The sequence below is a fragment of the Tateyamaria rhodophyticola genome (genome assembly GCF_047777875.1).
In the GTDB taxonomy this organism is placed as follows: Bacteria; Pseudomonadota; Alphaproteobacteria; order Rhodobacterales; family Rhodobacteraceae; genus Tateyamaria.
The window spans coordinates 1084071-1110691 of the sequence record NZ_CP180519.1 but is presented as its reverse complement, the minus strand read 5'-3'; the positions used below and the strand labels follow the sequence as shown (position 1 = coordinate 1110691).

At 61.9% G+C, this 26621-nt stretch carries 22 protein-coding genes and 1 tRNA gene; 15 read left to right on the top strand and 8 right to left on the bottom strand.

The genetic code is table 11. The annotated features are described in order from the left end of the window. Positions 1-33 precede the first annotated feature (33 nt). Together hemE and ACERHN_RS06975 are read left to right on the top strand one after the other, a co-directional pair. Positions 34-1077 (top strand): uroporphyrinogen decarboxylase, encoded by a 1044-nt coding sequence (gene hemE / locus ACERHN_RS06980; RefSeq protein ID WP_415921924.1) that lies wholly within the window; start codon positions 34-36, stop codon positions 1075-1077. A 53-nt stretch (positions 1078-1130) separates the two neighbouring features. Then, positions 1131-1207: transfer RNA gene (locus ACERHN_RS06975), tRNA-Met, on the top strand. Positions 1208-1352: 145 nt separating this feature from the next. Here the strand turns inward: ACERHN_RS06975 and ACERHN_RS06970 are convergent. From ACERHN_RS06970 to ACERHN_RS06950, 5 genes are all read right to left on the bottom strand, one after another. Continuing rightward, positions 1353-2843: an AMP-binding protein gene (locus tag ACERHN_RS06970; RefSeq protein ID WP_415921923.1), complete on the bottom strand. Its 1491-nt coding sequence runs from the start codon at positions 2841-2843 to the stop codon at positions 1353-1355. Further along, positions 2840-4237, bottom strand: a complete 1398-nt coding sequence (sauS, locus tag ACERHN_RS06965) for an acylating sulfoacetaldehyde dehydrogenase (protein WP_415921922.1) — start codon at positions 4235-4237, stop codon at positions 2840-2842. The genes ACERHN_RS06970 and sauS overlap by 4 nt, the downstream gene beginning before the upstream one ends. Before the next feature lie 119 nt (positions 4238-4356). Then, positions 4357-5325, bottom strand: coding sequence for a tripartite tricarboxylate transporter substrate binding protein (locus ACERHN_RS06960; RefSeq protein ID WP_415921921.1), 969 nt, complete (start codon positions 5323-5325; stop codon positions 4357-4359). Between the two features lie 40 nt (positions 5326-5365). Further along, positions 5366-5830 carry a tripartite tricarboxylate transporter TctB family protein gene (locus tag ACERHN_RS06955; protein WP_415921920.1) on the bottom strand — a complete coding sequence of 155 codons (465 nt, stop codon included), beginning with the start codon at positions 5828-5830 and terminating at the stop codon, positions 5366-5368. Continuing rightward, positions 5827-7356 (bottom strand): tripartite tricarboxylate transporter permease, encoded by a 1530-nt coding sequence (locus ACERHN_RS06950; protein WP_415921919.1) that lies wholly within the window; start codon positions 7354-7356, stop codon positions 5827-5829. Before ACERHN_RS06950 ends, ACERHN_RS06955 begins: the two co-directional genes overlap by 4 nt. A gap of 108 nt (positions 7357-7464) precedes the next feature. On the opposite strand from ACERHN_RS06950, the gene ACERHN_RS06945 reads away from it, so the two are divergent. After that, positions 7465-8490 (top strand): substrate-binding domain-containing protein, encoded by a 1026-nt coding sequence (locus ACERHN_RS06945; RefSeq protein WP_415921918.1) that lies wholly within the window; start codon positions 7465-7467, stop codon positions 8488-8490. Here ACERHN_RS06945 and ACERHN_RS06940 read toward each other — a convergent pair. Further along, the gene (locus ACERHN_RS06940) at positions 8476-8868 is read right to left on the bottom strand and encodes an ACT domain-containing protein (RefSeq protein ID WP_415921917.1); all 393 of its coding nucleotides are present in this window, start codon (positions 8866-8868) and stop codon (positions 8476-8478) included. The two genes, ACERHN_RS06945 and ACERHN_RS06940, sit on opposite strands and share 15 nt — an antisense overlap. A 313-nt stretch (positions 8869-9181) precedes the next feature. Between ACERHN_RS06940 and ACERHN_RS06935 the strand changes: the two genes are divergently transcribed. From ACERHN_RS06935 to ACERHN_RS06880, 12 genes are all read left to right on the top strand, one after another. Then, positions 9182-11599, top strand: a complete 2418-nt coding sequence (locus ACERHN_RS06935) for a GcvT family protein (protein ID WP_415921916.1) — start codon at positions 9182-9184, stop codon at positions 11597-11599. A gap of 112 nt (positions 11600-11711) precedes the next feature. Then, positions 11712-12749, top strand: a complete 1038-nt coding sequence (locus ACERHN_RS06930; RefSeq protein ID WP_415921915.1) for a TRAP transporter substrate-binding protein — start codon at positions 11712-11714, stop codon at positions 12747-12749. Between the two features lie 58 nt (positions 12750-12807). Beyond that, positions 12808-13371: a TRAP transporter small permease gene (locus ACERHN_RS06925; RefSeq protein ID WP_415921914.1), complete on the top strand. Its 564-nt coding sequence runs from the start codon at positions 12808-12810 to the stop codon at positions 13369-13371. After that, positions 13371-14726: a TRAP transporter large permease gene (locus ACERHN_RS06920; RefSeq protein WP_415921913.1), complete on the top strand. Its 1356-nt coding sequence runs from the start codon at positions 13371-13373 to the stop codon at positions 14724-14726. Before ACERHN_RS06925 ends, ACERHN_RS06920 begins: the two co-directional genes overlap by 1 nt. A gap of 22 nt (positions 14727-14748) precedes the next feature. Continuing rightward, positions 14749-16524 (top strand): feruloyl-CoA synthase, encoded by a 1776-nt coding sequence (locus ACERHN_RS06915; protein ID WP_415921912.1) that lies wholly within the window; start codon positions 14749-14751, stop codon positions 16522-16524. A 94-nt stretch (positions 16525-16618) separates the two neighbouring features. Beyond that, positions 16619-18145 carry a benzoate-CoA ligase family protein gene (locus tag ACERHN_RS06910; protein WP_415921911.1) on the top strand — a complete coding sequence of 509 codons (1527 nt, stop codon included), beginning with the start codon at positions 16619-16621 and terminating at the stop codon, positions 18143-18145. After that, positions 18145-18957: an alpha/beta fold hydrolase gene (locus ACERHN_RS06905; protein WP_415921910.1), complete on the top strand. Its 813-nt coding sequence runs from the start codon at positions 18145-18147 to the stop codon at positions 18955-18957. Before ACERHN_RS06910 ends, ACERHN_RS06905 begins: the two co-directional genes overlap by 1 nt. Positions 18958-19056: 99 nt before the next feature. Beyond that, on the top strand, positions 19057-20715 hold the full coding sequence (gene boxC, locus ACERHN_RS06900; RefSeq protein ID WP_415921909.1) for a 2,3-epoxybenzoyl-CoA dihydrolase: 1659 nt from the start codon (positions 19057-19059) through the stop codon (positions 20713-20715). Positions 20716-20797: 82 nt separating this feature from the next. Then, positions 20798-22246 (top strand): benzoyl-CoA 2,3-epoxidase subunit BoxB, encoded by a 1449-nt coding sequence (gene boxB, locus ACERHN_RS06895; RefSeq protein WP_415921908.1) that lies wholly within the window; start codon positions 20798-20800, stop codon positions 22244-22246. Positions 22247-22434: 188 nt separating this feature from the next. Beyond that, complete coding sequence (locus tag ACERHN_RS06890) at positions 22435-22893, top strand: flavodoxin domain-containing protein (RefSeq protein WP_415921907.1); 459 nt, start codon at positions 22435-22437, stop codon at positions 22891-22893. A 159-nt stretch (positions 22894-23052) separates the two neighbouring features. Next, the gene (locus ACERHN_RS06885; protein ID WP_415921906.1) at positions 23053-23946 is read left to right on the top strand and encodes a helix-turn-helix transcriptional regulator; all 894 of its coding nucleotides are present in this window, start codon (positions 23053-23055) and stop codon (positions 23944-23946) included. Then, on the top strand, positions 23943-24401 hold the full coding sequence (locus tag ACERHN_RS06880) for a 3-hydroxyacyl-CoA dehydrogenase family protein (protein WP_415921905.1): 459 nt from the start codon (positions 23943-23945) through the stop codon (positions 24399-24401). The genes ACERHN_RS06885 and ACERHN_RS06880 overlap by 4 nt, the downstream gene beginning before the upstream one ends. Here ACERHN_RS06880 and ACERHN_RS06875 read toward each other — a convergent pair. Further along, on the bottom strand, positions 24398-24886 hold the full coding sequence (locus ACERHN_RS06875) for a DUF2165 family protein (RefSeq protein WP_415921904.1): 489 nt from the start codon (positions 24884-24886) through the stop codon (positions 24398-24400). The genes ACERHN_RS06880 and ACERHN_RS06875 overlap by 4 nt on opposite strands. 65 nt (positions 24887-24951) lie before the next feature. Further along, positions 24952-26610, bottom strand: coding sequence for an ABC transporter substrate-binding protein (locus ACERHN_RS06870; RefSeq protein ID WP_415921903.1), 1659 nt, complete (start codon positions 26608-26610; stop codon positions 24952-24954). Between the last annotated feature and the right edge of the window lie 11 nt (positions 26611-26621).

Genomic DNA, 26621 nt, shown 5'->3' with positions numbered 1-26621 from the left:
GACAACCAGAATCCCACACCAGAGGCGGATGGAATGAAAGACGCTGTGCAGACCAAGACGATTTTGCGGGCCCTTGCGGGGGAAACGCTGCCGACACCGCCGATCTGGATGATGCGGCAGGCGGGGCGGTATTTGCCGGAATACAAGGCCACGCGGGCACAAGCCGGTGATTTCCTGTCCTTGTGCTACAACCCGGAGCTGGCTGCCGAAGTGACCTTGCAACCCATTCGGCGCTATGGCTTTGACGCAGCCATTCTGTTCGCGGACATCCTTCTGGTGCCGCAAGCGCTTGGTGCGGATTTGTGGTTCGTCACGGGCGAGGGGCCGCGGTTGTCCACGATTACGCAACAGGCGGATTACGATGCGTTGAAGCCGGTGGATGATATCCACGACACGCTCAACCCGATTTACGAAACGGTGCGTATCCTGCGACGGGAACTGCCGGAGGAAACGACCCTGATTGGGTTTGCAGGGGCACCCTGGACCGTCGCCACCTATATGATCGCGGGACAGGGCACACCGGATCAGGGACCGGCCCATGCGCTGATGGCTGAGAACCCGGCGCTGTTTGATGCATTGATGGCGCGGATCACGGCGGCGACGATTGAATATCTGTGTGCGCAGATTGAGGCAGGTGCAGAGGTCGTCAAGATTTTCGACAGCTGGGCCGGATCGCTCAAGGGGGCCGCGTTCCACAAATACGCAGTTCTCCCTTGTGCAGAGATCACCGCCGCGCTCAAGGCGCGCTATCCGCATATTCCCGTGATCGGTTTTCCGCGTGAGGCGGGCGACGGGTATGTCGGGTTCCATGGTCGGACCGGCGTGGACTGTGTCGCGCTCGATAATTCGGTGTCACCGGAGTGGGCCGCGGCGCATGTGCAGGTCGATGGCTGCGTGCAGGGCAACCTGGCCTCGTCCCATATGGTAACGGGCGGCCAGGCGCTGGTGGATGAAACGCGGGCCATCGTGAAGGCGTTTTCGGGAGGGCCGCATATTTTCAATCTCGGGCACGGGATTACGCCGGATGCAGACCCCGAAAACGTGACATTGATGATTGAGACGGTCCGGGGCGGTTAGGCACGCTTTCGTGCTTGACGCAGCCCGAGGGCTGTCATAGGTCACGCCCCGATGGCGCGGTAGCTCAGCTGGTTAGAGCGCTCGACTCATAATCGAGAGGTCGGGAGTTCAAGTCTCCCCCACGCCACCATCTTACCTACGCAGTTTTTGTTGATGTGTTCCGCATCGCGGATGGCCCGACTGACGCGCATCGCCTTTGGCGCTACGCTGAGTGCGCGTTCAAACCTCCTGCGGGCCATAAGCCATAACGCCACCCTGTGGCGCATCCCGGCAGGCTAGGCCGGTATCAGTTCGGCCAGTTTCAACCGCTGGATCTTGCCAGACGGTCCTTTGGGCAGCTCCGGCAGGAAGTGCACCGTATCAGGCGATTTGAATGCGCCGACGCGTTCGTGACACAGGTGGATCAGCGCATCTGCCTCCAGCTTTGACCCATCGCGCAGCCGCACGGCTGCTTCGACCCGTTCGCCATAGCTGCCGCAGGGACGGGCAAAGGCGGCAGCCTCGACGACATCGGGATGGGAATAGAGCGCCTCGTCAATCTCGCGCGGGGCGATGTTTTCACCGCCTTTGATGATCAACTCCTTGAGGCGTCCGGTCACGAAAACGTACCCATCGCCATCCATCCGCGCCAGATCGCCCGTTCGCAGCCAGCCATTGCGGAACGTGGCCGCGGTGGCTTCGGGGTTTTTCAGATACTCCAGCAGGACATTCGGGCCGCGCACGACGATCTCACCTTCTGCGCCACGTGGCACATCGGTCCCGTCCTGCGCCTGTATGGTGACTTCGCAGCCGTAGGCGATGCCGGGTGAGCCGATCTTGCGGGTGCCGGGGGGCAGCGGGTTGGACAGGATTTGTGCGGCGGTTTCGGTGAGCCCCATGGTTTCGATGATCGGCACGTCAAAGCGTTTTTCAAACGCGGCTTGCGTCTCAACGGCAAGGGCCGAGGACGCGGATCGGCCAAAACGGAGCGCGGCCTTGCACGCACCCGACGGCTCGGCGCTTGCGTGCAAGAGATGCGAGATGATCGTGGGCACAACCGAAAACCATGTGACGTCGCAGGCTTCCGCCTGATCCCAGAACCGCGAGGCCGAAAAGCGGGACACCATGGCCAGGGATCCGCCGGAGACAAGGCTGCCCATTACGGTCACGCAGAGGCCGTTGATGTGATAGATCGGCAGGACACAGAACCCGCGATCCGCATCGGTGAGTGCGTGGGCAGTGGCTGCGGTCCAGCCTCCAGCCAGTAGGCTGGCATGGGTATGCACCACGCCCTTGGGGCGGCCGGTTGTCCCGGATGTATACATCAGCAGCGCATGATCACCCGGATCCAGGTCGTGCAAGCGGGCATCCGCTGCAGGCTCAAGGGCGATGGGCTCGATGCCGGTGTTGTTGGCGGTTTGAAACTGTCCGTTGCACTCGGCGTCCACATAGGCGAACCGCGCCTCTGAATGCGACAGGGCATAGCGCAGCGCATCGGGGCCGGCAGCGAGGTTGATCAGTGTCGCCCGAAACCCCCCGTAGACCGCGCCATAAAAGGCCGTGACCGCGCCGGGTCCATTCGGGGCCAGAATGGCGACACTCTCGCCTTTGGTGACACCGCGCTCCGTCAACGCCATTGCAAAACCGCGCGCAGCATCCCGAAGCGCACCCCAGCTGAGCCGTGCCCCGGTTTCGGGAAAGACAACAGCCGTCCCGCCAGCCTCGGCGCGCGCATCAAGCCAGTCCCGCACCGTGCCCCTGGGTGGAGCGTCGCGCTCCAGTTTCATTTGCCCGCCTCCTGCCAATAGGCGCCAAACACATCCTCCAGCGTCGGTTCGTTCGCGGGGATTTCGCGAATGATCCTTGTGGTCTGCATGAAGTGTTTCCAGTGGACGTTATCGTTCACGGCATTCCCGCCCCAAGCGCCGCACCCCATGCTGAGCGAGAATGGCATGCCGTTGGTAAACGCGCCTCCGGTCGCAAAGGTGTGCGCCTGGTTGACGATGACCCGGCTGGTAGGAAGTGACGTGGCCAGCTGCATGGGCCGGTCCGCGCGCATGCTGTGCAGGCCCACGGAATGCCCCGCGCCCTGATGCCGCTGGATCGCGTCCGTGGTCGCGACGGCGGCATCGAAATCCGCGGCACGATACAACGCAAGAACCCGGCTCAGCTTTTCCCCGCTCAGCGGATGCTCCGGACCAATCCCGCGTGTGGGAACGGCGATGTACTCTGTGCCCTCCGGCACCTGCCCTTGCAGGTCGAGGGCGGCAATCATCCTGTCTGCATCCTGCGCAATCACGGCACGGTTGAGGTGCCCGTCCGGCCACAGCTTGGCGACAATGCCCGCCTCATCCGCGACAAGCGCACCACCGGCGCGCGCCATCGCGTCGACAAAGGCGTCATAGACGGCGTCGACCACAACAACCGCATTCTCCGACGAACAGGAGGTCGCGTTGTCAAAGGTCTTGGACGCGCGAATTTTCTCGGCTGCGGCGTCCAGATCGGCGGTTTCGTCCACGATCACGGTCACATTGCCCGCACCCACCGCAACTGCGGGCGTGCCGCAGGTCTGCGCCCTGTGCACATTGTTCTGACTGCCCGTGGCGATCACCTTGTCGCAGGTCTCCATCAACCGCTGCGTGCGCGCCTTGGATCCCGGCGCAGGCACCATCTGAACGAGGTCGGGGTCTTCTCCGATCTTGGCAAATTCGTCATGGATAAAGGCCAGCAGGCGCTCACACGCCGCGACACCTTTGGGGGACGGGGCGATGATGATTGCATTGCCGCATTTCAACGCATTGATGATGTTGTTGGCCGGTGTGGCGGCAGGGTTTGTCGATGGCACAATCGCGCCGATGACACCCAAAGGCCGCGCAATTTCCGTGATGCCCGTGGCGGCGTCATCCCGAATGACACCAAAGGTCGCGACGCCTTGAATGTCGCGCAACAGGCCAAGCGTCTTGCGGTGGTTCTTGGTGATCTTGTCCGCCACATTGCCAAGGCCCGTTGTCTCCACCGCCAGTTCGGCCAACTGCCGGTTCCGTCCCGGTTCCATGATGGCCCAGCCCGCAGCCTGTGCGGCCCGGTCATAGCGCTCTTGCGATCCGTCTGCCTCATAGGCACGCTGCGCAACCCTTGCTCGGGTCACCAGCATATCAATCACGCTTGCATCATCACTCATCGGGGCGGTCTCACACAGGAAAGGGGATGTTTCTTCTGGCTCTAAATACCACGGGGAGGGTTCGGGAGGGGCAGTGCCCCTCCCGATCGGTCGGCGCCGATCAGGCGCCGAAACCACGCTTACAAACCGGCAAGCAGCTCTTGTAAAGTCTCTTCGCGCGCGGCCCACATGGCCAGCACCTCGTCACGCGTCATGATGTGCATGGGCGAACCGCCCGCCTTCATCTTGCCCGCAACCCGGCTGTTTTCGAACATCGTCGGCACGACCGCGGCCAGCTTGTCGATAATCGGCTGCGGCGTGCCCTTGGGCACCATCACACCTCGGAAATTCACCGACGCGTTGTCGATCTCGAACCCCTGTTCCATCATCGTGGGCACATCCGGCAGGAACGCGTTCCGCTCCAGGTCGAACACGCCCAGGATCTTCACGTTGCCCGCCTCACGCGCGCGGAACGCATCGCTGAGGTTGTTGACCCCGCCCAGAACCTCGCCCGCGATCACGGATTTCATCGCACCGGCGCCGCCCTTGTTGCTGGGGATATAGGCCAGCTTCACACCCGCCGCTTTCTCCAGTTGCAGCGCCGCGATGTGATGTCCCACAAACAGGCCCGCACCGGAAAAGGTCAGCTTGCCGGGGTTGGCCTTGGCGTAGTCCACGACGTCGCCCATCGAATTGAACGCGCTGTCCGCAGCCACGACAAACACCGCCGGGTCCGCGCCCCAGTTGGCGATGGGTTCAAACGCTTCGGCGGAGTATTCCACACCGCCTTCGATCGACTGTGCGATGAAATGCGGGATGTTGTAGGCGCCAAGCGTGTAGCCATCGGCCTCGGCCTGCGTCGCGAACCAGTTCCAGCCGACGCGGCCCCCGGCGCCGGGTTTGTTGATGATCGCGATCGGCATGCCAAGCGCGTCTTCGTTCCCGGCGGTCATCGTCACGATCCGCGCCTGGAAATCCGTGGCCCCACCGGCACCATAGCTGACCATCATCATGATCGGGCGTTCCGGGAAATTCTCATGACCATCGGCAAAGGCGCCTCCGGCCATCGTCATCAGCCCCATCGCGGCGGCTGCTATCAGTTTCTTCATGGGTTTCTCCTCCCTAGGGTTGCTCTGCCGCTTTTGCGGTTCAGAAGAAAATCTCTCGCGGTGTGAACACGTTCAGAAGTCCCGCAAAGAGACCGTACATGACCGCCAGAAATCCGGCGGTGATCGCTGCGCGCTTGATCCAGGATCTGACCTCCGTGTGCGGAGCCGGATCATAGAGCGTCAAAAGAATGAAAAAGGCCGCCGTGGTCGCGGTATAGAACCCCAGTTCCCGGGCGGCCCAGTAGACCAGCACCAGCGCCACGACCAGCCCGGGCAGGATGTTGAGCATCGCCTTGCGGTCCAGCCCGTTGCCCACCTTGGTCCGCCCCATCAGCGCCTTGCCAAAGGTCCAGAGCGCCAGCACCACAAACACGGACGAGATCAGGCGCGGGAACAGGAACGCGGCGGCGGGTTCCTGCGTGTAGCTGATATAGGTGACGACCACGCCCACGGCGGCCACCAGACCGCTGGCAATGATGTGTTGCGTGCGAGGCAGGGAGGTCATGACAACGCCTCTTCTTTTTCGACGGCATCGTCCTTGGTGGTGTAGCGGCGGCTGCGCATCTCCATCCAGACGGAATACGCGATGGACGCGATCACAACCGTGATCAGTGTTATGTTCAGCGCGCCGGTAAAGAAGTACTGGCTGACGCTGGATGTTGCGTTGGCGATCATGCTGCCTTGGATGAAATTCGCCTCGGCGATGGGACCGAGGATCAGGCCCAGCACCAGAGGTGCTGCGGAAAAGCCGAACCGTTCGAGGAAATACATGCCTGTGCCAAGCGCCATCATAACGTATACGTCACCCATGGAATTCTGCACCGAATAGCTGCCAAAGAGCGCGAGGCCCAGCACGATGGCCGCCATCACGGCGTTGGGCACCTGTGCGACCTTCGCGGCCAGACCCGCAACGTACAGGCCAAAGATGCACATCAGGATCTGCCCGATCAGCATCGAGTTGATGAACGTCCAGGCTACGTCCGGGTTGTTGTCAAAGAGATCACTGCCCGGAAAAATCCCGTGGATCAGAAGACCGCCCAGCAGAACCGCCGCCGTGGGCGATCCGGGGATCGACAGGGTCAGCAGTGGCACCAGCGACGGACCGACCATGGCGTTGTTGGCACTTTCGGCGGCGATGACGCCCTCACTGTGTCCGGTGCCGAATTTGTCGCGCTCGGGGCTCATCTTTTTCGATTGGTCATAGGCGACAAGGCCCGCAATCTGTCCACCGACGCCGGGGATGAGGCCGATCACCGACCCCGTTGCGGTGCCGATGATCAGGGCACGCGAGCGGCGGAACACCTCTGCGATGGCGTCACGGACAGGGTGGCGTTCGACCTTGAGCACTTCGGCATCAAGCGATGCGCGTCCCTTGGCAAACATCGTGATCACCTGCGGGATCGCAAACAGACCGATAAGCGCGGGGATCACGTTGATCCCGCCCGACACGCTGGAATGAAAGATGAACCGCTGGGCCCCCATGATGTCGTCAAAACCGATCGTAGCCAGCCATAGGCCGATGCAGCCGGACAACAGTCCTTTGACCACCGAACTGGAATCGAGCGATCCGATCACCGTGACGCCCAGAATGGCCAGCCAGAACAAATGCGACGGGCCAAAGGCAAGCGCCCATTTGGCCAGAACCGGCGTCAGGAAAATCAGGAGCAACACGCCAAACACACCGCCCACGGCCGACGCGATAAACGACAGCTGAAGCGCGCGCGCCCCGTGACCCTTTCGCGCCATGGTGTGCCCGTCGAGCGTCGTGGCGATGTTCGCCGGCGCGCCCGGTATCTTCAGAAGGATCGCGCTGACCGCGCCGCCTGCCACCGTCGAGGTATAGGCCGCCCCCAAGAGGATCAGCCCTTGTGCGGGTTCCAGCTTGAACGTGAACGGGATCAGTAGGGCGACCGCCATGGTCGGGGACAACCCCGGCGTCGCGCCAAGGATCAGCCCCCCGATTGTGCCCAACAGCAGCAGGCCAAAATTGATCGGCGTAAACACATCGCCGAAATAGGCCAAGAACTCCAAACCGTGATCCTCCCCACCCGTTCAGGGTTGACCAATCACGTTAGGCAATGAAAATAGTTTTGCAAATGTTTTCATTTTTGTCCGCCTCACCACTTACAAGGCAATGAAATGGTTGATAAAAAGGCGGATATCATCGCGGTTGCAAAGGCCGCGCGCGTGTCACCGTCGACCGTGTCGCGCAGTTTCAATCACCCCCAACTGGTCAAGGCGTCGACCCGCAAGAAAATCGACGCAGCCGTGCGCAGGCTCGGCTATATCCGCAACCGCGCGGCGCAAACGATCCATGGCATACGCAGTGGTACGGTGGGCTTGATCGTGCCCACCGTAGATCACGCGATCTTTGCCGAGTTGATCCAGAGTTTCTCCGAAGCGATCGAGGAATTGGGGTTTACGCTGCTGCTTGCATCCCACGGCTACGACCTGCAGCGCGAATATGCGCTGACGCGCAAGATGCTGGAACACCGGGTGGATGGCATGGCCCTCATTGGGATCGACCATGAAGATGAAACCTTTGGCCTCCTGACGCGACAGGCGATCCCGACCGTGCTGCTATGGAACTACGCCGAAGACGCGGCCTTTTCGTCCATCGGATCGGACAATTTCGAGGCGGGGCGGCTCGTGGGTGCACATATTGCAGCGCTTGGGCACAGGCGCGTTGCGGGGCTGTTCCCGCCGCCTGCAGGCAATGACCGGGCGCGGCAGCGGCGACAGGGGGTTGAGGCGGCATTGGCGGATGCGGGTGTCACGATCCCGGCGTCCTGGGACATCGAAACACCTTACAGCGTTGCCGCCGCCAAGGATGCAATCCTGCACCTTTTGAAAGCCGATGAGCTGCCGAGCGCCATCATCTGTGGCAACGACGTCCTGGCCTTTGGCGCGCTGCACGCCCTGTCGCGCGAAGGTTTTGCCGTGCCGGACGACATTTCGGTCACGGGCATCGGGGATTTCAAGGGCGCCAGGGATTTTGAACCGGCGCTGACCACGGTGCGCATCCCCGCGCGCCAGATCGGAGCGAAGGCGGCGCGCACCATCGCCGCCAAGATCGTTGCATCAGACACGTCCGTCATCAGCGAGTTGGTCATACCAGAGCTGATGGTGCGCCGGACCTCCCAAGCCCCGTCACCCCGCCGCTGACGCTGTTTGGTTCAGGATTGTGACCGCACGCGCGGCGTCTGCGGCACCGACAAAGATGTGGTCGTGGTGATACGCCGCCACCACGTTGCAGCTGATCCCGGCAGCGGCGAGCGCTGATGACACGGCTGCCGTCAGCCCGATCCCTTCGAGATCCGAAAACACGTTCAACGTGATCAGGCGCATGACCACGGACGTGTCGTGCCCGGCCGCCTGCGCCGTATCAAGCGGCAGGATGAGGGTCATGCCCTCGACCTCGCGGATCATGGCAAAGGCGTCTTCTGGTATGGTGCCGTTGGCAACCGTGCAAAAAACCCAATCGCCCGGACGCAGCACCGGGGTCATGCCCGCAATCATCGCATGTGTATCTGAAACCGGCATGTGCCCTCACCAATGTCGCACGCGGAACGGATCGCCGCGCGGGTGACCGGATCGATATATTCTGGACAGTGCGTTGCCAACACCGTGTCCACCGGTTTGGTCCCGCGGGGCACGGGGCAGGTGACGCGTGCCCTGCGTCAACCAAATCGCGGATAGAGCGGCCAGAGGACCAGGACTGGCCCGGCGCACAACCGTCTGTTCGGAAATTCAGCGAGACAAAATCGGACATGTTGCAACACCAAAGATGCGCAGCACCCGATTGACGCATGGCGCGTGTTTCGGATGCTGCACCGTGACAGACCGGAGGATAGCGATGAAAACCCAAACGCGCGCAGTGGTGATCGGCGGCGGAATTGCAGGATGTTCGACCCTGTATCACCTGACGCAGGAGGGCTGGACCGACGTGGTCCTCGTGGAGCGGGACGAGTTGACCAGTGGCACCACATGGCATTCCGCAGCGCAGGTCACGAATTTCGGCATGAACCAGACGATGGTCGGGCTGAAGTCGCACTCCATCAAGCTGTATCAGGAGCTGCGCGACGATCCGGACTATCCGGTGCAATACAATCACGGGGACGGGGGCATCCGGCTGGCCAACACACAGGCGCAGATGGACGGCTATCACCACTTTGCGTCTATGGCGCGCGGCATGGGCGTGGAATTCGAGGTGATCGACGCAGCCGAATGCGCCCGCCGCCATCCGCTGATTTCGACGGACAACCTGCTGGGCGGTCTGTGGGATCCGATGGATGGCGATATCGATCCGGCATCATTGTGCCAGGCGCTGGCGCGGCGCGCTCGCAAGGCCGGGGCCGAGGTCTATCGCCACACGCCGGTCACGGGCCTGACGCAACACGCCGATCACAGCTGGACCGTACACACGACGAAAGGCGACATTGCGTGCGAAGTGGTCGTGAATGCCTGCGGATACCGGGTGAATGAGGTGGGCGCGATGATGGGGGTGCACCATCCGGTTGCCTCGATGGAGCACCAGTATTTCGTGACCGATGAAATCCCCGGGATCGTTGAAGCGGGGCACCGGATGCCGCTCTTGCGCTGCCCGATCAGCGACTATTACTGCCGTCAGGAAAAGAACGGGTTGCTGCTTGGGTTTTATGAGCAGGATTGCCGGACTTGGGGGATGGACGGGATTTCCCCTGATTTCTCCAATGACCTGTGCCCTGACGATCTGGATCGCATTACGGATGTGCTGGAGGGCGCATTTGCCCGGATGCCCGCGCTGATGGACGTGGGGATCAAGAACGTTGTGAATGGTCCGATCACCTATACTATCGATGGCGCGCCTCTGGTTGGGCCGGTCCCGGGCAAGCGGAACGCGTTCTGCATCATTGGCCTGCGCGCGGGTCTTGGCGAGGGGGGCGGGCATGGCTGGCTTCTGGCACAGCAGATCGTGCATGGCGAGGCGTGCTATGACACGTGGGTATTGGATCCGCGCCGGTTCACCGGACATGGCAACGTGGAGCTGACCGCGCTCAAGGCCATCGAGGATTACCAGAACGAATTCCGCTTCCATTTCCCGCACGAACACCGTCCCGCAGGGCGGCCCATCAAGACAACGCCACTGACTCCGGTGCTGGCCGCTGAGGGCGCCGAATTTACGGTCGTGAACGGGTGGGAACGGGCAGAGTACTTCAAGCCGTCCGCAGCGTTCGAGGTCACACACGGGTTCCATTTTGACGAGGCGTTTGATGTCGTCGCCATGGAGGTGGACGCGGTGCAGAACGCCGTTGGCCTTGCCGAGGTCAACGGTTTCAACCGGATCGAAATCACAGGGCCAGACACGCACCGGTTCCTCGACCACATGATCTGTGGGCGGGTGCCCACGCGTCCGGGCAAGGTCGGGCTGGGCTATCTCCTCAATCACCACGGCTGCGTCAAGGCGGAGGCGACTGTGGCCAACATTCCGGACGGCCCAGTCTGGTTCGGGTCGGCGGCAGCGGCGGAGTGGCACGACCTTGATTGGCTCACGCAGCACAGCGACGGGTTCGATGTGTCGCTGCGGTCTTTGACCAATGATTACACCATCCTTGTTCTGGCCGGACCCAAGGCGCGCGCCGTTCTGAGCGCGGCAAGCCGCGGGGATTGGTCGGCGACCGCCTTTCCGTGGTTGTCCGTGCGGCGCGCCTTTGTCGGTATTGCGCCCGCGGTGGTCATGTCGGTCAGCTTTTCGGGTGAATTGGCATACGAAATCCACGTGCCAAACGCACAGCTTTATGCCGCGTACCTCGCCCTGCGCGCCGCAGGAGAGGCGCATGGGCTGCGTCTCTTTGGGGCACGGGCGGTGGACTCGATGCGCATGGAAAAGGGGTTCCTGCATTGGAAGGCCGATTTGATCACCGAGTTTGATCCGTTCGAGACAGGGCTGGACCGGTTTGTAGAGCTGGACAAGGCGGCGTTTGTGGGCAAGGCCGCGCTGGAGGCGCGGCACGCCGCAGGTCCCACCGCGCGGCTTGTGTCTCTCAAGGTCGAAACCGATCGCAGCCCGGCCCACCCCGGCGCGTCGATCATGGTCGGAGATGCGGTCGTCGGCACGGTCACGTCGGGGGATTGGGGGCACCGGGTCGGGATGAACCTGGCCTATGCGTACGTGCAACCCGCACATGCTGAAACTGGAACGCGGCTGGAGGCGGACATGCTCGGAAAACGTATCAACGTCGAGGTCATCGCACCGGGCGCCTATGACCCGCAAATGACGTTGCTGCGTGGATAGCGATTTTGTGAAAGTTACAAACGCGGGTGACAGTCCCCCTTCCTTTTCTTAACAATTCGCTTGGAAGAGCGAGTCACGTCATCCAGGACGTGACCGGAACGGGAGGAATTCCATGACCATCACACGCAAATCATTCCTGAATATGGCGGCAGCCGCCACGCTCGCGCTTGGCTTTGGCAGCGCAGCGCAGGCGCAGGACGTCACGCTGAGCCTGCATCAGTTCCTGCCGGCGCAGGCCAATGTGCCGAAACTGATCCTTGATGTCTGGGCCGATGATGTCGAAGCGGCCAGCGACGGCCGGATCAAGATTGACCGCTTTCCGTCGATGCAACTTGGCGGACGCCCGCCCGAGTTGATGGATCAGGCGATTGACGGCGTTGCGGACATTGTCTGGACCGTGGTGGGCTATACGCCGGGCCGTTATCCCAGCACCGAAGTGTTCGAGCTGCCATTCATGGTCAACGATGCGCGTGCGGCATCCTCTGCGTACTGGCAGATGTTCGAAAAGCACATGAAAGACACCGAATTCAAGGACGTGCACATCCTTGGCACATGGGTGCACGGGCCGGGGATGATTCACTCGAACAAGGCCGTGACGACCCCTGCCGACATGGAGGGGCTCAAGATCCGCGGCGGCTCGCGTCTGGTGAATTCGCTGCTTGAAAAAACGGGCGCGACGCCCGTGGGCATGCCCGTGCCTGCCGTGCCCGAAGGCCTGAGCAAAGGCGTGATCGACGGCACCACGATCCCGTGGGAAGTCACGGCGGCGCTCAAGGTGCCGGAATTGGTGGGCAACCACACGGAGTTCGAAGGCACAGCACTTTATACGCTGACCTTCGTGCTGGCCATGAACAAGGACCGCTATGACAGCCTGCCGGACGATCTGCGCGCCGTGATCGACAGCAAGTCGGGTCTGGAATTCAGCATCTTTGCCGGTGGCACCCAGTCGGATTCCGACGGTCCGGCACGCCAGCTGGCCGTGGACCGGGGCAACAACATCGTGACCGTGTCCGGCGACGACCTCGACGCATGGAAGGCCGCATCGCAGCCCATCTATGACGAGTGGATTGCCGATATGGAAAGCAAGGGCCTCGACGGTCAGGCGCTCATTGATGAGGCCAAATCGTTGATGGACGCCTACGAAGGCTGATTCTGATCACAGGGCCGCAGCATATGTGTTGCGGTCCTGACCCCTGCCCACCGGACACATGATGATGTTGCATTCCCTTGTGAAATGGCTGGCGCGCGCCTCTGCCGTTGTTGGTGGTATCGTGCTTTTGATCTTGATCGTGTTGACGACGCTGTCGATCATCGGGCGCGAGTTGTCGAAAGCCGGACATGCGATGGACGGATGGTTGGGCCAGGCGATCCTGTCGCTGGGTGTCGATGAAATCCGCGGGACATATGAGCTGACAGAGGCTGGCGTCGCCTTTGCCATTTTCGCGTTCTTCCCGATTTGCCAATTCTATGGCCAGCACGCGACCGTGGATGTGTTTACGGGCGGTCTGCGGCCCCGTGTGCTGGCATGGCTGCGCGCATTCTGGGAGGTCGTTCTGGCGCTGGTGATCGTGTTCATCGCGCTGCGGCTCTATGAGGGGATGCAGCGGTATCTGGGCAATGGTGAGACGACCCTGTTCCTGCAATTCCCGGTCTGGTGGGCCTATGCGGTCAGCGTGGGCGCCGCAGCTGTTGCGAGCCTGACGGCAGTGTACTGTGCCGTTGCGCGACTGGCCGAAGCGGTCACCGGCCGCTTGATCCTGCCGGAGGTGTGATGGACCTGCTGCGCGAGTTCATTCAGTGGGCGGGGCTCACGCGGCTGGAGCTTGGGTTCTGGTCGTTCCCGGTCCTGCTTGGCCTGATCTTCCTGCGCGCGCCGATTGGGTTGGCGATGTTCCTTATGGGGCTTCTGGGCTGGATCTTTGCGATGAACGGCAACCCGACGCCGATCCTCGCCAAGCTGAAATCCGAGACGTACACGACCTTCTCCAACTATTCCCTGACCATCATTCCGATGTTCCTGCTGATGGGGCAATTCGCGACCCTGTCGGGGATGTCATCGGCGTTGTTCAAGGCGGCCGAAGGGTTCCTTGGTCACAGGCGTGGCGGGGTGGCGATGGCGTCGGTGGGCGCGTGCGCAGGATTTGGCGCGATCTGCGGATCGTCGCTGGCCACGGCGGCCACGATGGGTCGGACGGCGCTGCCGGAACTGCGCCGCTACGGGTATTCGGGCGGGTTCTCCACCGCGACACTCGCAGCAGGGGGCACTCTGGGCATCCTGATCCCGCCGTCGGTCATCCTTGTGATCTATGCGATCATCACGGAACAGAATATCGCCAAGCTGTTTCTGGCCGCGTTCATTCCCGGCATCCTTGCCGCCATCGGTTATGTCATCACCATCTCGATCTATGTGCGCCTGTACCCCGATGCCGCAGGAACCCGTCCCGCCGTGCCGTGGCCCGAACGCTGGAAGGCGCTGGCCGAAACATGGCCCGTCTTGGCCATCTTTGGCCTTGTGGTGGGCGGCATCTATGCCGGGTGGTTCACACCGACCGAAGGGGCCGCCATCGGGGCTGCGGGCACCGGGTTGGTGGCGCTTATGGGCGGGAACCTGACCTGGCGTATCCTGGGTGAGGCGTTGATGGGCACGGCCAAGACGACGGCCATGATCTTTTTCATCGTGCTGGGCGCGTCGCTTTATAACAACTTTCTGGCGCTGTCGGGCGCGCCGCAATGGCTGGCCGATTATGTTCTGGGGCAGGGGTTCACGCCCATCCTCGTGCTGAGCGTGATCCTGCTGTTCTACCTCGTCTTCGGCTGCGTCATGGACAGCCTTTCGATGATTCTTTTGACGGTGCCGATCTTCTTTCCGGTGATCTCCGGCCTCGATTTCGGGATGAGCGCGGAGCATGTGGCGATCTGGTTCGGCATTCTCGTGCTGATCGTGGTAGAGGTCGGTTTGATCACCCCGCCCGTGGGCATGAACCTGTTCATCATCAATGCGATGGATCGCGATACGCCGATGACAGAGACGTACAAGGCTGTGCTGTTCTTTGTCGGGTCGGACATTGTGCGCGTCATCCTGCTGGTCGCGTTTCCGGCCATCACGCTGTTTTTGATTCCCGTCTAGCACCGCCACGCGGGAGGACGACATGACAGAGCATCTGAACCTGCCGCCGCACGCGGTGGCGCGCGAAGACCGTGCCGATGGCACGATCCTGCTGCGCGCGCCGCACGCCCTGGGCCCGTGCGCCCGGTCGACGGGCGCGTGGCTCGACCATTGGGCGGATGTCGCGCCGGATCGTACATTTCTGGCCGAACGTTCCGGCAACGGCTGGCGCAGGCTCAGCTATGGCGAAGCGCGGGCGCGGGTGATGCGTCTGGCTGCCGGTTTGCGCGACGCAGGGCCGTCCGGCCCGGTTCTGATCCTGTCGGGCAATTCCATTGATCATGCGCTGCTGACGCTTGCGGCGCAGTATGTGGGGATCGTGTCGGTTCCCGTGGCCGAGCAGTACAGTCTGATCCCCGCCGCCCATGGCCGATTGCGCCATGTCGTGGACCTTGTGCGCCCCGGCCTTGTCTTTGCTGATGATCCCGTGGCCTACGGTCCCGCATTTGATATTGCGGGGTGCCCGGCGCTTTGTTCCGGGACGGGCGCGCCGGGTGTCACGCCGCTGACCGCGCTGGAGCAGGATGGCGATGTGGCCGACGCACATGCGCGCGTCGGGCCGGATACGGTGGCCAAGCTGCTGCTGACATCCGGGTCGACGTCTGACCCCAAGGCGGTCGAGACCACCCAGGCCATGATGACCACGAACCAAGCTCAGTTGGCCACGTGCCTGCCATTCCTCGGCGCGCGCCCGCCGGTGCTTGTGGACTGGTTGCCATGGAACCACGTGTTCGGCGGGTCGCACAACTTCAACCTGGTCCTCGCACATGGCGGGACTTTGTATATCGACGATGGCAAACCGTTGCCCGCGCGGTTTGGGCGCACGGTGGAGAACCTCGGCGCCCGGTCGGGGACGATTTCGTTCAACGTGCCCGTCGGTTTTGCGCAACTGGTCAGGGCGCTGGATGCGGACCCGGCCCTGCGTGAAACGTATTTCCGGGACCTCGACATGATTTTCTATGCGGGGGCATCGCTGCCGCAGGATGTTTGGGCCGCGCTGGAACGCATGGCACTGGAGACAGCGGGACGCATGCCGCTGATCACCACGTCCTGGGGGCTGACCGAAACGGCGCCTGCGGCGCTGTTGCAGCATCAACCGTCCAAGGGGGCAGGTATTGTTGGCGTGCCCTTGCCGGGGGTAGAGGTGAAGCTGGTCGACACCGGGGATGGACGGATGGACGTGCGCGTGCGCGGCCCCAGCATTTTTGAGCGTTACCATCGTGATCCCGTCAAAACCGCTGCCGCGTTTGACGACGAAGGGTTCTTTGTCACCGGGGACGCCATGCGCTTTGCCGATGCTGCGGACATGACGGCCGGGCTCCGGTTTGACGGGCGGCTGTCGGAGGACTTCAAGCTGTCCAGTGGAACGTGGGTACAAGCGGCAAATGTGCGGCTTGCATTGCTGGCAGCCCTTGGTCCGCTGGCGCAGGATGTCGTGATCTGCGGCCACGGGCGGGATGGGCTTGGTGCCCTGATCTTTCCCGGACGGGATGCGGCGGAGGGTTTCCGGGATGCGGGCGCGCTGCGCAGTGATGCCGCGCAGGCGATCCGTGAGCGGCTGCGCACGCATCTGAATTCGACGCACGGATCGGCCCGCCGCGTCACCCGCGCGCTTGTCCTGGCGGAGCCGCCGGATATCGGTGCAGGCGAGACAACGGCCAAGGGCAATCTGAACTTTGCGAGGATTCTCGACCGCCGCGCTGCACTGGTGGAGCGGCTTTACGATGATCAGGATGCGGCAACGATACTTGGGCTATAGGTGCATTAAAGTGCATTATTGGTGGGCAATGATTGTCCAAAAACGGCCTGAGACGCACGATAAAACATCGTCATGAGTCTTTGGGAGGGGGCGCATGAGCAATGCAGCCAGCTATTTTGTCGACCGTCACGTCGCAGAGGGCCGCGGCGATACCATAGCATTTCGGGAGGCAGGCACTGGACGCAGCCTCAGCTACGGCGCGTTGTCCGCCCAAAGCGACCGAGCCGCAGGTGCCTTTGCCGCGTTGGGGATGCGACCGGAGGAGCGGGTCGCGATGTTGGTCCTTGATCAGATCGAATTCCCGGTCCTGTTCTGGGGCGCGCTCAAGGCGGGGGTCATCCCGGTGCCAATCAATACGTTGCTGGCCACTCCCGTCTACGAGGCGATCCTGCAGGACAGCCGGGCGCGGATGCTGGTGGTGTCGGAGGCGCTGTGGGACGTGGTCGCGCCGATCCTGCCCAACCTGCCCTTTCTGCAAGAGGTGGTAGTGATCGGTACGGCACCAGAGGGTGCGCGGGGCTTTGATGGCTTCATGGGGCAGGGTACGCCCATTGCCGCGCCATTTGCCGCCGGTGATGATGAACCGGCCTTCTGGCTTTATTCTTCCGGTTCGACCGGTGCGCCCAAGGGCGTGGTGCATGTGCACGGCGCGCTGCGGGCCACGGCGGACACCTATGGCGCGTCCGTCCTGGGCATCACCGCGGACGATGTGATCTTTTCCGCCGCCAAGTTCTTCTTTGCCTACGGGCTGGGCAACGCGATGACATTCCCGATGTCTGTGGGCGCGACCACCGTGATCTTTGCGGGGCGGCCCACGCCAGAGGTCATGATCGACACCCTGTCCACCGAACGTCCAACGATCTTCTGCGGGGTGCCGACGCTCTATGCGGCAATGGTTGCGCATATGGATGCGCATGGCGCGCCGGACGTTCCGTTGCGCCTGTGCATTTCCGCTGGTGAGGCGTTGCCGGAGGATGTGGGCCTGCGTTGGCGGGGGCATCTCGGGGTCGATATCCTCGACGGTGTAGGCTCGACCGAGATGCTGCACATCTTTCTGAGCAATGCGCCGGGTGATGTGGTGTACGGCACGTCCGGAACGCCTGTGCCGGGCTATGACATGCGTCTGGTCGACGATGCGGGCGTGCCCGTTGCGGTTGGCGAGATCGGCGAGCTGGTCGTCAACGGCGCTTCGGCGGCGGCGTGCTATTGGAACAAGCGGGACAAGAGCCGGGCCACGTTCGAAGGGGTGTGGACCCGCACGGGCGACAAATATGAACAGCGCGCCGACGGGCGGTTTGTCTACTGCGGGCGGACGGATGACATGTTCAAAGTGTCCGGTATCTGGGTCAGCCCGTTCGAGGTGGAACAGGCCATCACCAGCCACCCGGCCGTTCTGGAATGCGCCGTGGTCGCCGCGCGGGACGATGACGGGCTCGACAAACCCAAGGCGTTTGTCGTGTTGCAGGGCGCGCAGCCGGACGGGTTCGACGACCTGATCAAGGCGCATGTGCAAGAGCGTGTGGGCAAGTGGAAATACCCGCGCTGGATCGACATTGTCGATGGCCTGCCCAAGACCGCAACTGGCAAAATCCAGCGGTTCAAACTGCGGGAGGGTGCGTGATGGTATGGGGATCGGGAACGTTTGAGATTGCCGGACATACGTTGGAGTATGCTTGCTTTGGACCGCCACCCGAGCAGTCCGCCACAATCGTGATGCTGCACGAAGGACTGGGCAGCGTTGGTCTTTGGCGGGATTGGCCGCAAAAGGTGTCTGAGGCGACGGGGCTCGGCGTGCTGGTCTATTCCCGTGCGGGGTACGGTCGGTCTTCCTCCGTGCCATTGCCGCGCCCGCTGGATTACATGACCCGCGAGGCCGAAGATGTCCTTGGGTCCGTCATGGACGCCGCTGGTGTGCGGTCTGCGGTGCTTCTTGGGCACTCGGACGGCGCGACAATTTCCGCCATCTATGCCGGGTCCGTGTCGGACATGCGGGTGCGGGGCCTGATCCTGATTGCGCCGCATTTCTTTACTGAAGCCGCTGGCTTGGCTGCCATTGCAGAGGCCGGGAATGCTTATGCCGACGGCGATCTTCGGGCGCGTCTTGCCCGGCATCACGATGATCCGGATGCAGCATTCCATGGATGGTACGGCGCATGGACGGACCCTGGATTTGCGGATTGGAACGTTGCGGACGCGATTGATCACTGGCGCGTACCGGTCCTCGCCATCCAAGGCGATGCCGACCCTTACGGTACGCGTGCACAGATTGATGAGATCGCAGACCGTATCTATGCGCCGCTCGAAATACTGTGGCTGCAAGAAGCCGGGCACGCACCGCATCAGGATCATGAAGGCACTGTGACCGCCGCGCTTGCGGACTTCTGCGCAACGCTCGCGCGGCTGGAAGGTGAGGTATCACCCGTTTCTGAGTAGTGCTTTAAAATGCATAAAATGCGCTGATTTTCGAGTCATCCGCCCGGAACGCCGCGAGTATTGGTAACATAATGCCACATCTGGACCGGATTCGACCCAATGCCCGACCGTATCGACTTTCAGACTGACCCGACGGCCTACCGCCACTGGCGCGTGGCGTATGACGGTCCGGTCGCCACGTTGACGATGGATGTGGACGAGGACGCCGGGTTGTTCGACGGGTATCAGCTCAAGCTGAACTCCTATGACCTCGGGGTCGACATCGAATTGGCGGACGTGGTTCATCGGATGCGATTTGAGCATCCAGAGGTCAAGGTTGTCGTGATGCAGTCGGGCAAGGATCGGGTGTTCTGCGCCGGTGCCAATATCCGCATGCTTGCGGGAGCTGCGCACAGTCACAAGGTCAACTTCTGCAAATTTACCAACGAAACACGCAATACCTACGAGGCGGCGGAGGCTGACAGTGGTCAGAAATACATGGCGGCCATCAAGGGGGCCTGTGCCGGTGGCGGGTACGAGCTGGCGCTGGCGTGCAATCACATCATGCTGACGGACGATTCGTCGTCGTCTGTGGCCCTGCCGGAGGTGCCGTTGCTGGCCGTGCTGCCAGGTACAGGCGGCCTGACACGGGTGACCGACAAGCGCCGGGTCCGGCGCGATCTGGCTGACGTATTTTGCTCGACCGAAGAGGGGATCAAAGGCAAGCGTGCGGTGGAATGGAACCTCGTCGATGAGGCCGTGCCAAACGCGCGATTCGATGCGGTCGTGGCGGAACGCGCCGCGGCCTTTGTGGACCAAAGCGCGAAGGCAGACGTGGCGCAGGGCATCACGCTTGGCCCGTTGCAACGTCGTTTCGGTGACGATGGCTCTGTCCGCTATTCTCTGGTTGAAGTGACGGTTGATCGCGCCGCACGCCGCGCGGAAATTACCATCATGGGGCCCGATGCGGAGGCTCCTGCGTCGCCCGAAGATATCGTGGCCGCGGGGGATCAAGGCTATTTATTGCGTCTCGCGCGTGAGCTAGATGACGCGATCCTGCACCTGCGGCTCAACGAGAGGGAAGCAGGGCTTTGGGTCTTTCGTACCCAAGGGGATCCGGTTGCCGTGCTGGCGCATGAAGCGGCGATACTGGCGCATCCGGACCATTGGCTGTGCAATGAAATTCGCCACTACTGGAAACGCGTGCTCAAGCGGATCGATGTGACGTCCCGCTCGCTGACGGCCTTTGTGGAGCACGGGAGCTGCTATGCCGGTGTGCTCGCAGAGCTGCTGTGGGCGGTGGATCGGACCTACATGATGGAAGACGCGTTTGAGGGCGACACACGGCCCATTGCCACAGTGACGATGAGTGCAGGCAATTTCGGGGCGTATCCGATGGGCAATGGCCTGACCAGATTGCAGACGCGGTTTTATGGGACGGACGGCGCCGACACACTGCGGGATGATGAGGGTACGGCGTTGGAGGCCGAAGAGGCCAATGCTTTGGGCCTCGTGACGATGATCCTCGATGACATCGATTGGGAGGATGAAATTCGCATTTTCCTCGAAGAACGCGCGTCGTTCAGTCCCGATGCGATGACGGGGATGGAAGCAAACTTGCGCTTTGCTGGGCCTGAAACGATGGAAACACGTATTTTCGGGCGCCTTACCGCTTGGCAGAACTGGATATTCAATCGGCCGAACGCGGTTGGAGAGAACGGTGCGTTGCAGCGTTACGGGACCGGCGTGCGTGGAAGTTTCAACATGGAGCGGGTCTGATCCTTGAAGGATCAGTCCGTTTTCCGAAGCGGAAAACGGAGCGGAATTTTGCAAAATTCCGGCGACAGGAGGAGAGGACGACATGACTGTTATGAACGTCAGCTATGACACCCAAATCCCCAACAATGTGGGGCTGAGTCAGGATCGCAAGGTGCTGAAGGCGCTGGAGAAATGGCACCCCGGTTACATCAATTGGTGGAACGATCTGATCCCGCAGAACTTTCAGGAGTCGATGGTGTATCTGCGCACCGCCGTCAGCGTAGACCCCAAGGGCTGGGCCAAATTCGACTATGTGAAAATGCCGGAATACCGGTGGGGGGTGCTGCTGGCCCCTGCTGTTGAGGACCGGCGCATTCCGATGGGCGCGCATTTTGGCGAGCCTGCGTGGCAAGAGGTGCCGGGCGAGTACCGCAACATGCTCAAGCGGTTGATTGTCATTCAGGGCGACACGGAGCCGGGGTCGGTCGAGCAGCAGCGCTTCCTTGGCCTTACAGCTCCCAGCCTCTACGACATGCGCAACCTGTTCCAGGTAAATGTTGAAGAGGGCAGGCACCTGTGGGCGATGGTGTATCTGCTGCAGAAATACTTCGGCAAGGACGGGCGTGAGGAAGCGGATGATATGCTGGTCCGTTCGTCGGGCAATGAGGATGCGCCGCGCATGCTGGGTGCGTTCAATGAAGAAACGCCGGATTGGTTGTCGTTCTTCATGTTCACCTATTTCACGGATCGCGACGGCAAGATGCAGTTGGAAAGCCTTGCGCAATCCGGTTTCGACCCGCTGTCGCGCACCTGCCGTTTCATGCTGACCGAAGAAGCGCACCACATGTTTGTGGGGGAGACGGGCGTGACGCGGACCATTCAGGCAACGCTGGCCGCGATGCAGGAGCATGGGATTGATGACCCCTATGATATCAACAAGATCCGCAATCTCGGGGTGATCGACCTGCCCACCATTCAGAAAAAGCTGAACCTGCACTATACCCTGTCACTGGACCTTTTCGGACAAGAAGTGAGTACGAATGCCGCGAACGCTTTCAATGCGGGCATCAAGGGTCGCTACATGGAGCAAAGGATCGATGATGATCACAAGCTCACAAACGACACATATGCCGTGGCGAGCATCGTGGACGGCAAGATCGTGACGCAGGATGTGCCGGCGTTGACCGCGATCAACATGCGGCTGCGCGACGATTATGTGCGGGATGCAAGCGGCGGTTTACGTCGCTGGAACAAACAGATTGCCCGCACCGGGATCGCGTTCGAGCTGAAGCTGCCGCATGAAGGGTTCCACCGCAAGATCGGCGTGTTCGCCAATCACCCCATCACACCCGAGGGCGATTTCATCCCGCAATCCGATTGGGACGCCCGGGCAGACGAATGGCTGCCCACCAGGGAGGACGGCGCGTTTATCCAATCGCTGATGAAACCGTGTTACGAGCCCGGCACGTATGCCAGCTGGATCGCGCCACCGCGTGTGGGCATCGACAACAAGCCGGGCGATTTCGAATACGTCAAATTGCACATGGCATGAGGCGGGGCGGGCGATGGAGATCAACCGTTTCACACGGGCCAAACCGCGCGCGGACAGGGCGTTTTGCCCATTGGAGTGCGATGAATGTCGCGGAATGTGCTTGTCGCTCTACATGATGCTCACACGGGCCGAGCAGGATGCGATGCGACAACGGTATCAGGCGCACAGAGTGCATTGAGGAGAATGTGATGAATATTGGCATTTACTACGGCTCCGAAACGGGCAACTCCGAAATGCTTTGCGAGGATATCGAGACGGAACTGGGCGACGGGTTCACATGTGATATCCAGAGCCTTGCCGATGTGGACCCCGCTGCGCTGGACAAGGACTGGTTTTATCTCTTTGTCACGTCCACCTACGGGAACGGCGATCTGCCTTCGACCGCGCTGCCCTTTGAAGCGGCCTTGGAGGCCAAGCCTGACCTGAATGGCCTGCGGTTCGCGATCTTCGGGCTTGGCGATCAGGTGTTTGCAGAAACGTTCAACCATGGTTCCAAGAAACTGGCTGAAATGCTGGTGGCCTGTGGTGCGCAGCAGGTCGGAGAACGGGGCCTGCATGATGCGTCGGGCCTTGAGATGCCCGAAGATATCGCCCTGCCATGGGTGCAGGGCATTGTCGGCCAGGTCACCGCAAACGCCGCAGCCTGACCACACGCGGGGGTGCTGCGGCACGCGGTGCAGGCGGCGTTTCAGCGCCGTCTTTTGCCGCATGTGGCAGAGGCATCCGGTCGCACCCTGAACCTGGCTAATTCCTTGAACCCGTTCGATTTTGAATTACGTCGCGGCTTGGAAAACAGCAGTGCGCAGATGAGCAGAGACAGTACAAACAGTGAGATGAATGACGATGTGATCGGGCGGCTCGCGGTGCGTGTCAGAGCGGCGCGCAATGCACTTGGCCTGCCGCGCCGTGCCCTGTCGGAACGTTCGGGCGTGTCCCCGCGCTACCTCGCGCAGCTTGAAGCGGGCGAAGGCAACATATCCGTTCTGTTGCTCAGCCGTGTCGCCGCGGCGCTTGATGTGCCGATCGAGGACCTTGTGCGGGCGGATGCGCCGATGGACCCGGATGTGGCCCGGGTTGCGCAGCTTTACCAATCCGCCGCGACCCATGTTCAGGGCCGTGTGCGCGCCCTGCTTGCGCCGGAAAACCCGTCCGCTTTGCGGGCGCAGCGTATCTGCCTTGTGGGGCTGCGCGGAGCGGGTAAATCAACCCTTGGGGCGCTGGCCGCGGACAAGCTCAAGATCCCGTTCATCGAGTTGAATGACTTGATCGAAGCACGCGCTGGGATGCCAACGGGCGAGGTGATCGCACTCTATGGGCAGGACGGATATCGCACGATGGAGGCGCAATGCCTCAACGACGTGATTTCGGAACATGACAAGCTGATCCTGGCCGTGTCCGGGGGCATTGTCGGTGACCCGACCAGCTATGATCAGGTGCTTGAGCGGTTTCATACGGTGTGGGTGCGCACCAGCCCGGCGGAACATATGGCCCGTGTCCGCGCGCAGGGTGACCTGCGACCGATGGAGGGCAACCCCGAAGCGATGGATCAACTCAAGACGCTGCTGGTAACACGCGGGCCGGAGTACGAACGTGCGCTGGCGCAGGTCGTTACCACATCGCGCCCGGTTCAGAGCTCGGTGAACGACCTGCTGGCAGTCATCGCTAAGCACCGCTTTTTGGCCAGCATTGGCACCGAATGAGCGGCATTCACCCGGCGCAAACGGCGTTCTGGATCGCATGTGACGCGCTGATCTGGCGTCATTGCGCCCCGTGGGAACTGGACGAAGCGCTGACGGACTGGGGCTACGCACTGGGTCCTTGCGAGGCACAGGACCTTGTCGGTCTGGATCGCGTTATGGCGGCGCGGGCAGACGCGGATGCGTCTCCGATCCTCGCCCGGATGTTGACCGAAGGGCGTTTGGGCAAGCGGGCGGGATGGGGGTTTTACCGATACCCCGGCGGGGGTGGCGCCGTGATTGACCCGCTGATCGACGATCTTGTGCGGGAAGAGGCGTGGTTTGCCAAAACGACCCGCACCGAATTGGAGGGGCCCGCGCTGGTGACGGCATTGCATGCTGCTATGGGACCTGCCTTGCGGGCACCGGATATGGCGCGTCTTGTGCATTGCCCGCCGGCCAAGATCGCGCAGGTCTAGCCCAGGCCGAGCAGGACCATCGTGCCGACGCCCCAAAGTGTCATCTGGTAATGCGTGTTTTGCGCGCCTTCGTGGCAGAACCAGTAGCAAAAGTGGTTGCCGACAATCAGGAACCCGGCCCACACGGCGGTGAAAGCCATTGCGCCGCTCATGGCGAGGATGCGCGCGGTGTCTGCGGCGACGGCACCCATCAGGGTCAGGATCAACGCCATCACCCCGGCCCACAGAACCAGCGTCGCGATCAGTTCGACCGCCACAACGGTGCGAAAGGCCAGCAGTTGCAGCCTGCGGTTTGTAACGGCCCGATGCGCAACGGGTGCGAAGGCGTCCGGATAGTCTGCCTGCATCCGTGACATCTCCATCACCTCGGCGGTGTATGTCTCATTCACCGACGGGTGCAGCAAATTGTCCCGAACACCAAGGGTCAGCCACGCGGCAATCAGGCCGGTCGCCAGCGTTTGTGCTGCAATCAATGCTGTTTCCATGGGGCCTCCTCATGAAAAAGGGGCCGCCCGTGCAGGCGACCCCTCCCTCGTCTCATACCGCCGGATCAGGTCCAGGCGAGTTCCGCGGGGCGGATCTCGAACGAGATGTGGTGTGCACCACCGGCAAGACCTTCGCGCGTGTGGTTATAGAGCGAACGCCAGTACGGCTGGATCGTCACGCCGTCTTCCTGCAGCATCGCCTGACCCTTGGCCATCAGCGCGCGGCGTTTTTCGACGTCTGCTGTGGCCAGCGCTTCTTCGAGGTTGGCGTCGAAATCGGCGTTGGAATAGCCGAATTCGTTCCATGCCTCACCGGAGCGGTAGGCGAGCGCCCAGATCTGGACGCCCAGAGGGCGGTGGTTCCAGTTGGTCGAGCTGAACGGGTACTTGGCCCAGTCGTTCCAGAAGGTCGAGCCGGGCAGGATGGTCCGCTTGACGTTGATCCCCGCGTCACGCAGCTGGGCTGCGACGGCGTCGGTGGTGTCCTTGCGCCACGCGTCGTCGATCGAGATCAGCTCGTGCTCGAAATCACCCATGCCTGCTTCTTCCATCAGCGCCTTGGCAGCTGCCGGATCAACGGTGCGCGCGGGCATCTCCGCATATTCCGGGTGCATCGGGCCAACATGGTGGTTTTCCGCAGGAATGCCGCGACCGGCATAACCCAGTTCCAGAAGGATGTTGTTGTCGACAGCCATGCCAATCGCCTTGCGGACGCGTGCGTCTTCGTAAGGCTTGACGCCATCCACTTCGGCCAGCTGATTGGGGCGAATGACGATGGTTGCCGCTGTGGCAATCTCGTTGTTCACCCAGCCGTCGAGCGTGTCAAAGATGTCGATGAACTCACCCTCGATGGAGTAGGTCATGTCGATCTCGTCCGCTTCGGCGGCGGCGACGAATGCCGACGGGTCGGTGCCATAGTCGATGTATTCGATCCGGTCGAGATTGGCGCCGTTGCCTTCGTTCCACCATGTGTGGTCGGCGTTCTTGACCAGAACCGCCTTCACGCCCACTTCGAGCGATTCCGGCAGGTATGGTCCGGTGCCCACGGGGCTGTCGATGCTGTCCACTGACGTGTCGGGGTGCGTGATGGCCGCGGGGTAATCCGCCATGCCCGCAATCAACGTGATGTCCGAGGCCGGCAGGTTCAGAACAACGGTGTGGCTGTCGGTGACGTCGATTGCGCCGTCGATGGCCTTGCCGCTGTCGGCGTCGATCAGGGTCGCAAAACGGCCCGCCATCGAGTTGCCTTCGACTTCTTTCTCACACCAGCCCGCGATGTTGCGCGCCACGTCTTCGGCGGTGAAGTCGTCGCCATTGTTCCATTTAACGCCTTTGCGCACGTTCAGTGTGTACTGTGTCGCGTCATCGTTGATTTCCCAGCTTTCGAGCAGCGAAGGCGAGAATGTGCCGTCGTTCTCGTAGGTGACCAGATATTCCAGCCAACCGCGCGAGAAGTTTGCGATCTGGCTCCAGTCATAGGTGCGCGGGTCCTTCAGACCGCGGACTTCCTGCTGGATGCGGACGGTGCCACCGGGTTTGGCGTGTGCCGCGGCGTTGGCTGGGGCGGCCATGCCGAGCATGCCGTAGGCAGTGGCGGCCGTCGCGCCGAATGTGCTGGCCATGGCCAGGAATTCGCGGCGGTTGACGGCATCGGAACCGACCTTGGCGGCCTGGTCCACGATCACCTTTGCCATCGGCTTACCGGTGCGGGTTACAAAATCCATGTTCTTCCTCT

Coding starts and splice junctions, on each gene's coding strand:
- boxC (WP_415921909.1), top strand. CDS start 19,057: ATGCCCGACCGTATCGACTTTCAGACTGACCCGACGGCCTACCGCCAC.
- ACERHN_RS06875 (WP_415921904.1), bottom strand. CDS start 24,886: ATGGAAACAGCATTGATTGCAGCACAAACGCTGGCGACCGGCCTGATT.
- sauS (WP_415921922.1), bottom strand. CDS start 4,237: ATGAGTGATGATGCAAGCGTGATTGATATGCTGGTGACCCGAGCAAGG.
- boxB (WP_415921908.1), top strand. CDS start 20,798: ATGACTGTTATGAACGTCAGCTATGACACCCAAATCCCCAACAATGTG.
- ACERHN_RS06960 (WP_415921921.1), bottom strand. CDS start 5,325: ATGAAGAAACTGATAGCAGCCGCCGCGATGGGGCTGATGACGATGGCC.
- ACERHN_RS06925 (WP_415921914.1), top strand. CDS start 12,808: ATGATGATGTTGCATTCCCTTGTGAAATGGCTGGCGCGCGCCTCTGCC.
- ACERHN_RS06940 (WP_415921917.1), bottom strand. CDS start 8,868: ATGCCGGTTTCAGATACACATGCGATGATTGCGGGCATGACCCCGGTG.
- ACERHN_RS06870 (WP_415921903.1), bottom strand. CDS start 26,610: ATGGATTTTGTAACCCGCACCGGTAAGCCGATGGCAAAGGTGATCGTG.
- ACERHN_RS06970 (WP_415921923.1), bottom strand. CDS start 2,843: ATGAAACTGGAGCGCGACGCTCCACCCAGGGGCACGGTGCGGGACTGG.
- ACERHN_RS06930 (WP_415921915.1), top strand. CDS start 11,712: ATGACCATCACACGCAAATCATTCCTGAATATGGCGGCAGCCGCCACG.
- ACERHN_RS06945 (WP_415921918.1), top strand. CDS start 7,465: ATGGTTGATAAAAAGGCGGATATCATCGCGGTTGCAAAGGCCGCGCGC.
- ACERHN_RS06905 (WP_415921910.1), top strand. CDS start 18,145: ATGGTATGGGGATCGGGAACGTTTGAGATTGCCGGACATACGTTGGAG.
- ACERHN_RS06885 (WP_415921906.1), top strand. CDS start 23,053: ATGAGCAGAGACAGTACAAACAGTGAGATGAATGACGATGTGATCGGG.
- ACERHN_RS06880 (WP_415921905.1), top strand. CDS start 23,943: ATGAGCGGCATTCACCCGGCGCAAACGGCGTTCTGGATCGCATGTGAC.
- hemE (WP_415921924.1), top strand. CDS start 34: ATGAAAGACGCTGTGCAGACCAAGACGATTTTGCGGGCCCTTGCGGGG.
- ACERHN_RS06955 (WP_415921920.1), bottom strand. CDS start 5,830: ATGACCTCCCTGCCTCGCACGCAACACATCATTGCCAGCGGTCTGGTG.
- ACERHN_RS06920 (WP_415921913.1), top strand. CDS start 13,371: ATGGACCTGCTGCGCGAGTTCATTCAGTGGGCGGGGCTCACGCGGCTG.
- ACERHN_RS06935 (WP_415921916.1), top strand. CDS start 9,182: ATGAAAACCCAAACGCGCGCAGTGGTGATCGGCGGCGGAATTGCAGGA.
- ACERHN_RS06890 (WP_415921907.1), top strand. CDS start 22,435: ATGAATATTGGCATTTACTACGGCTCCGAAACGGGCAACTCCGAAATG.
- ACERHN_RS06910 (WP_415921911.1), top strand. CDS start 16,619: ATGAGCAATGCAGCCAGCTATTTTGTCGACCGTCACGTCGCAGAGGGC.
- ACERHN_RS06915 (WP_415921912.1), top strand. CDS start 14,749: ATGACAGAGCATCTGAACCTGCCGCCGCACGCGGTGGCGCGCGAAGAC.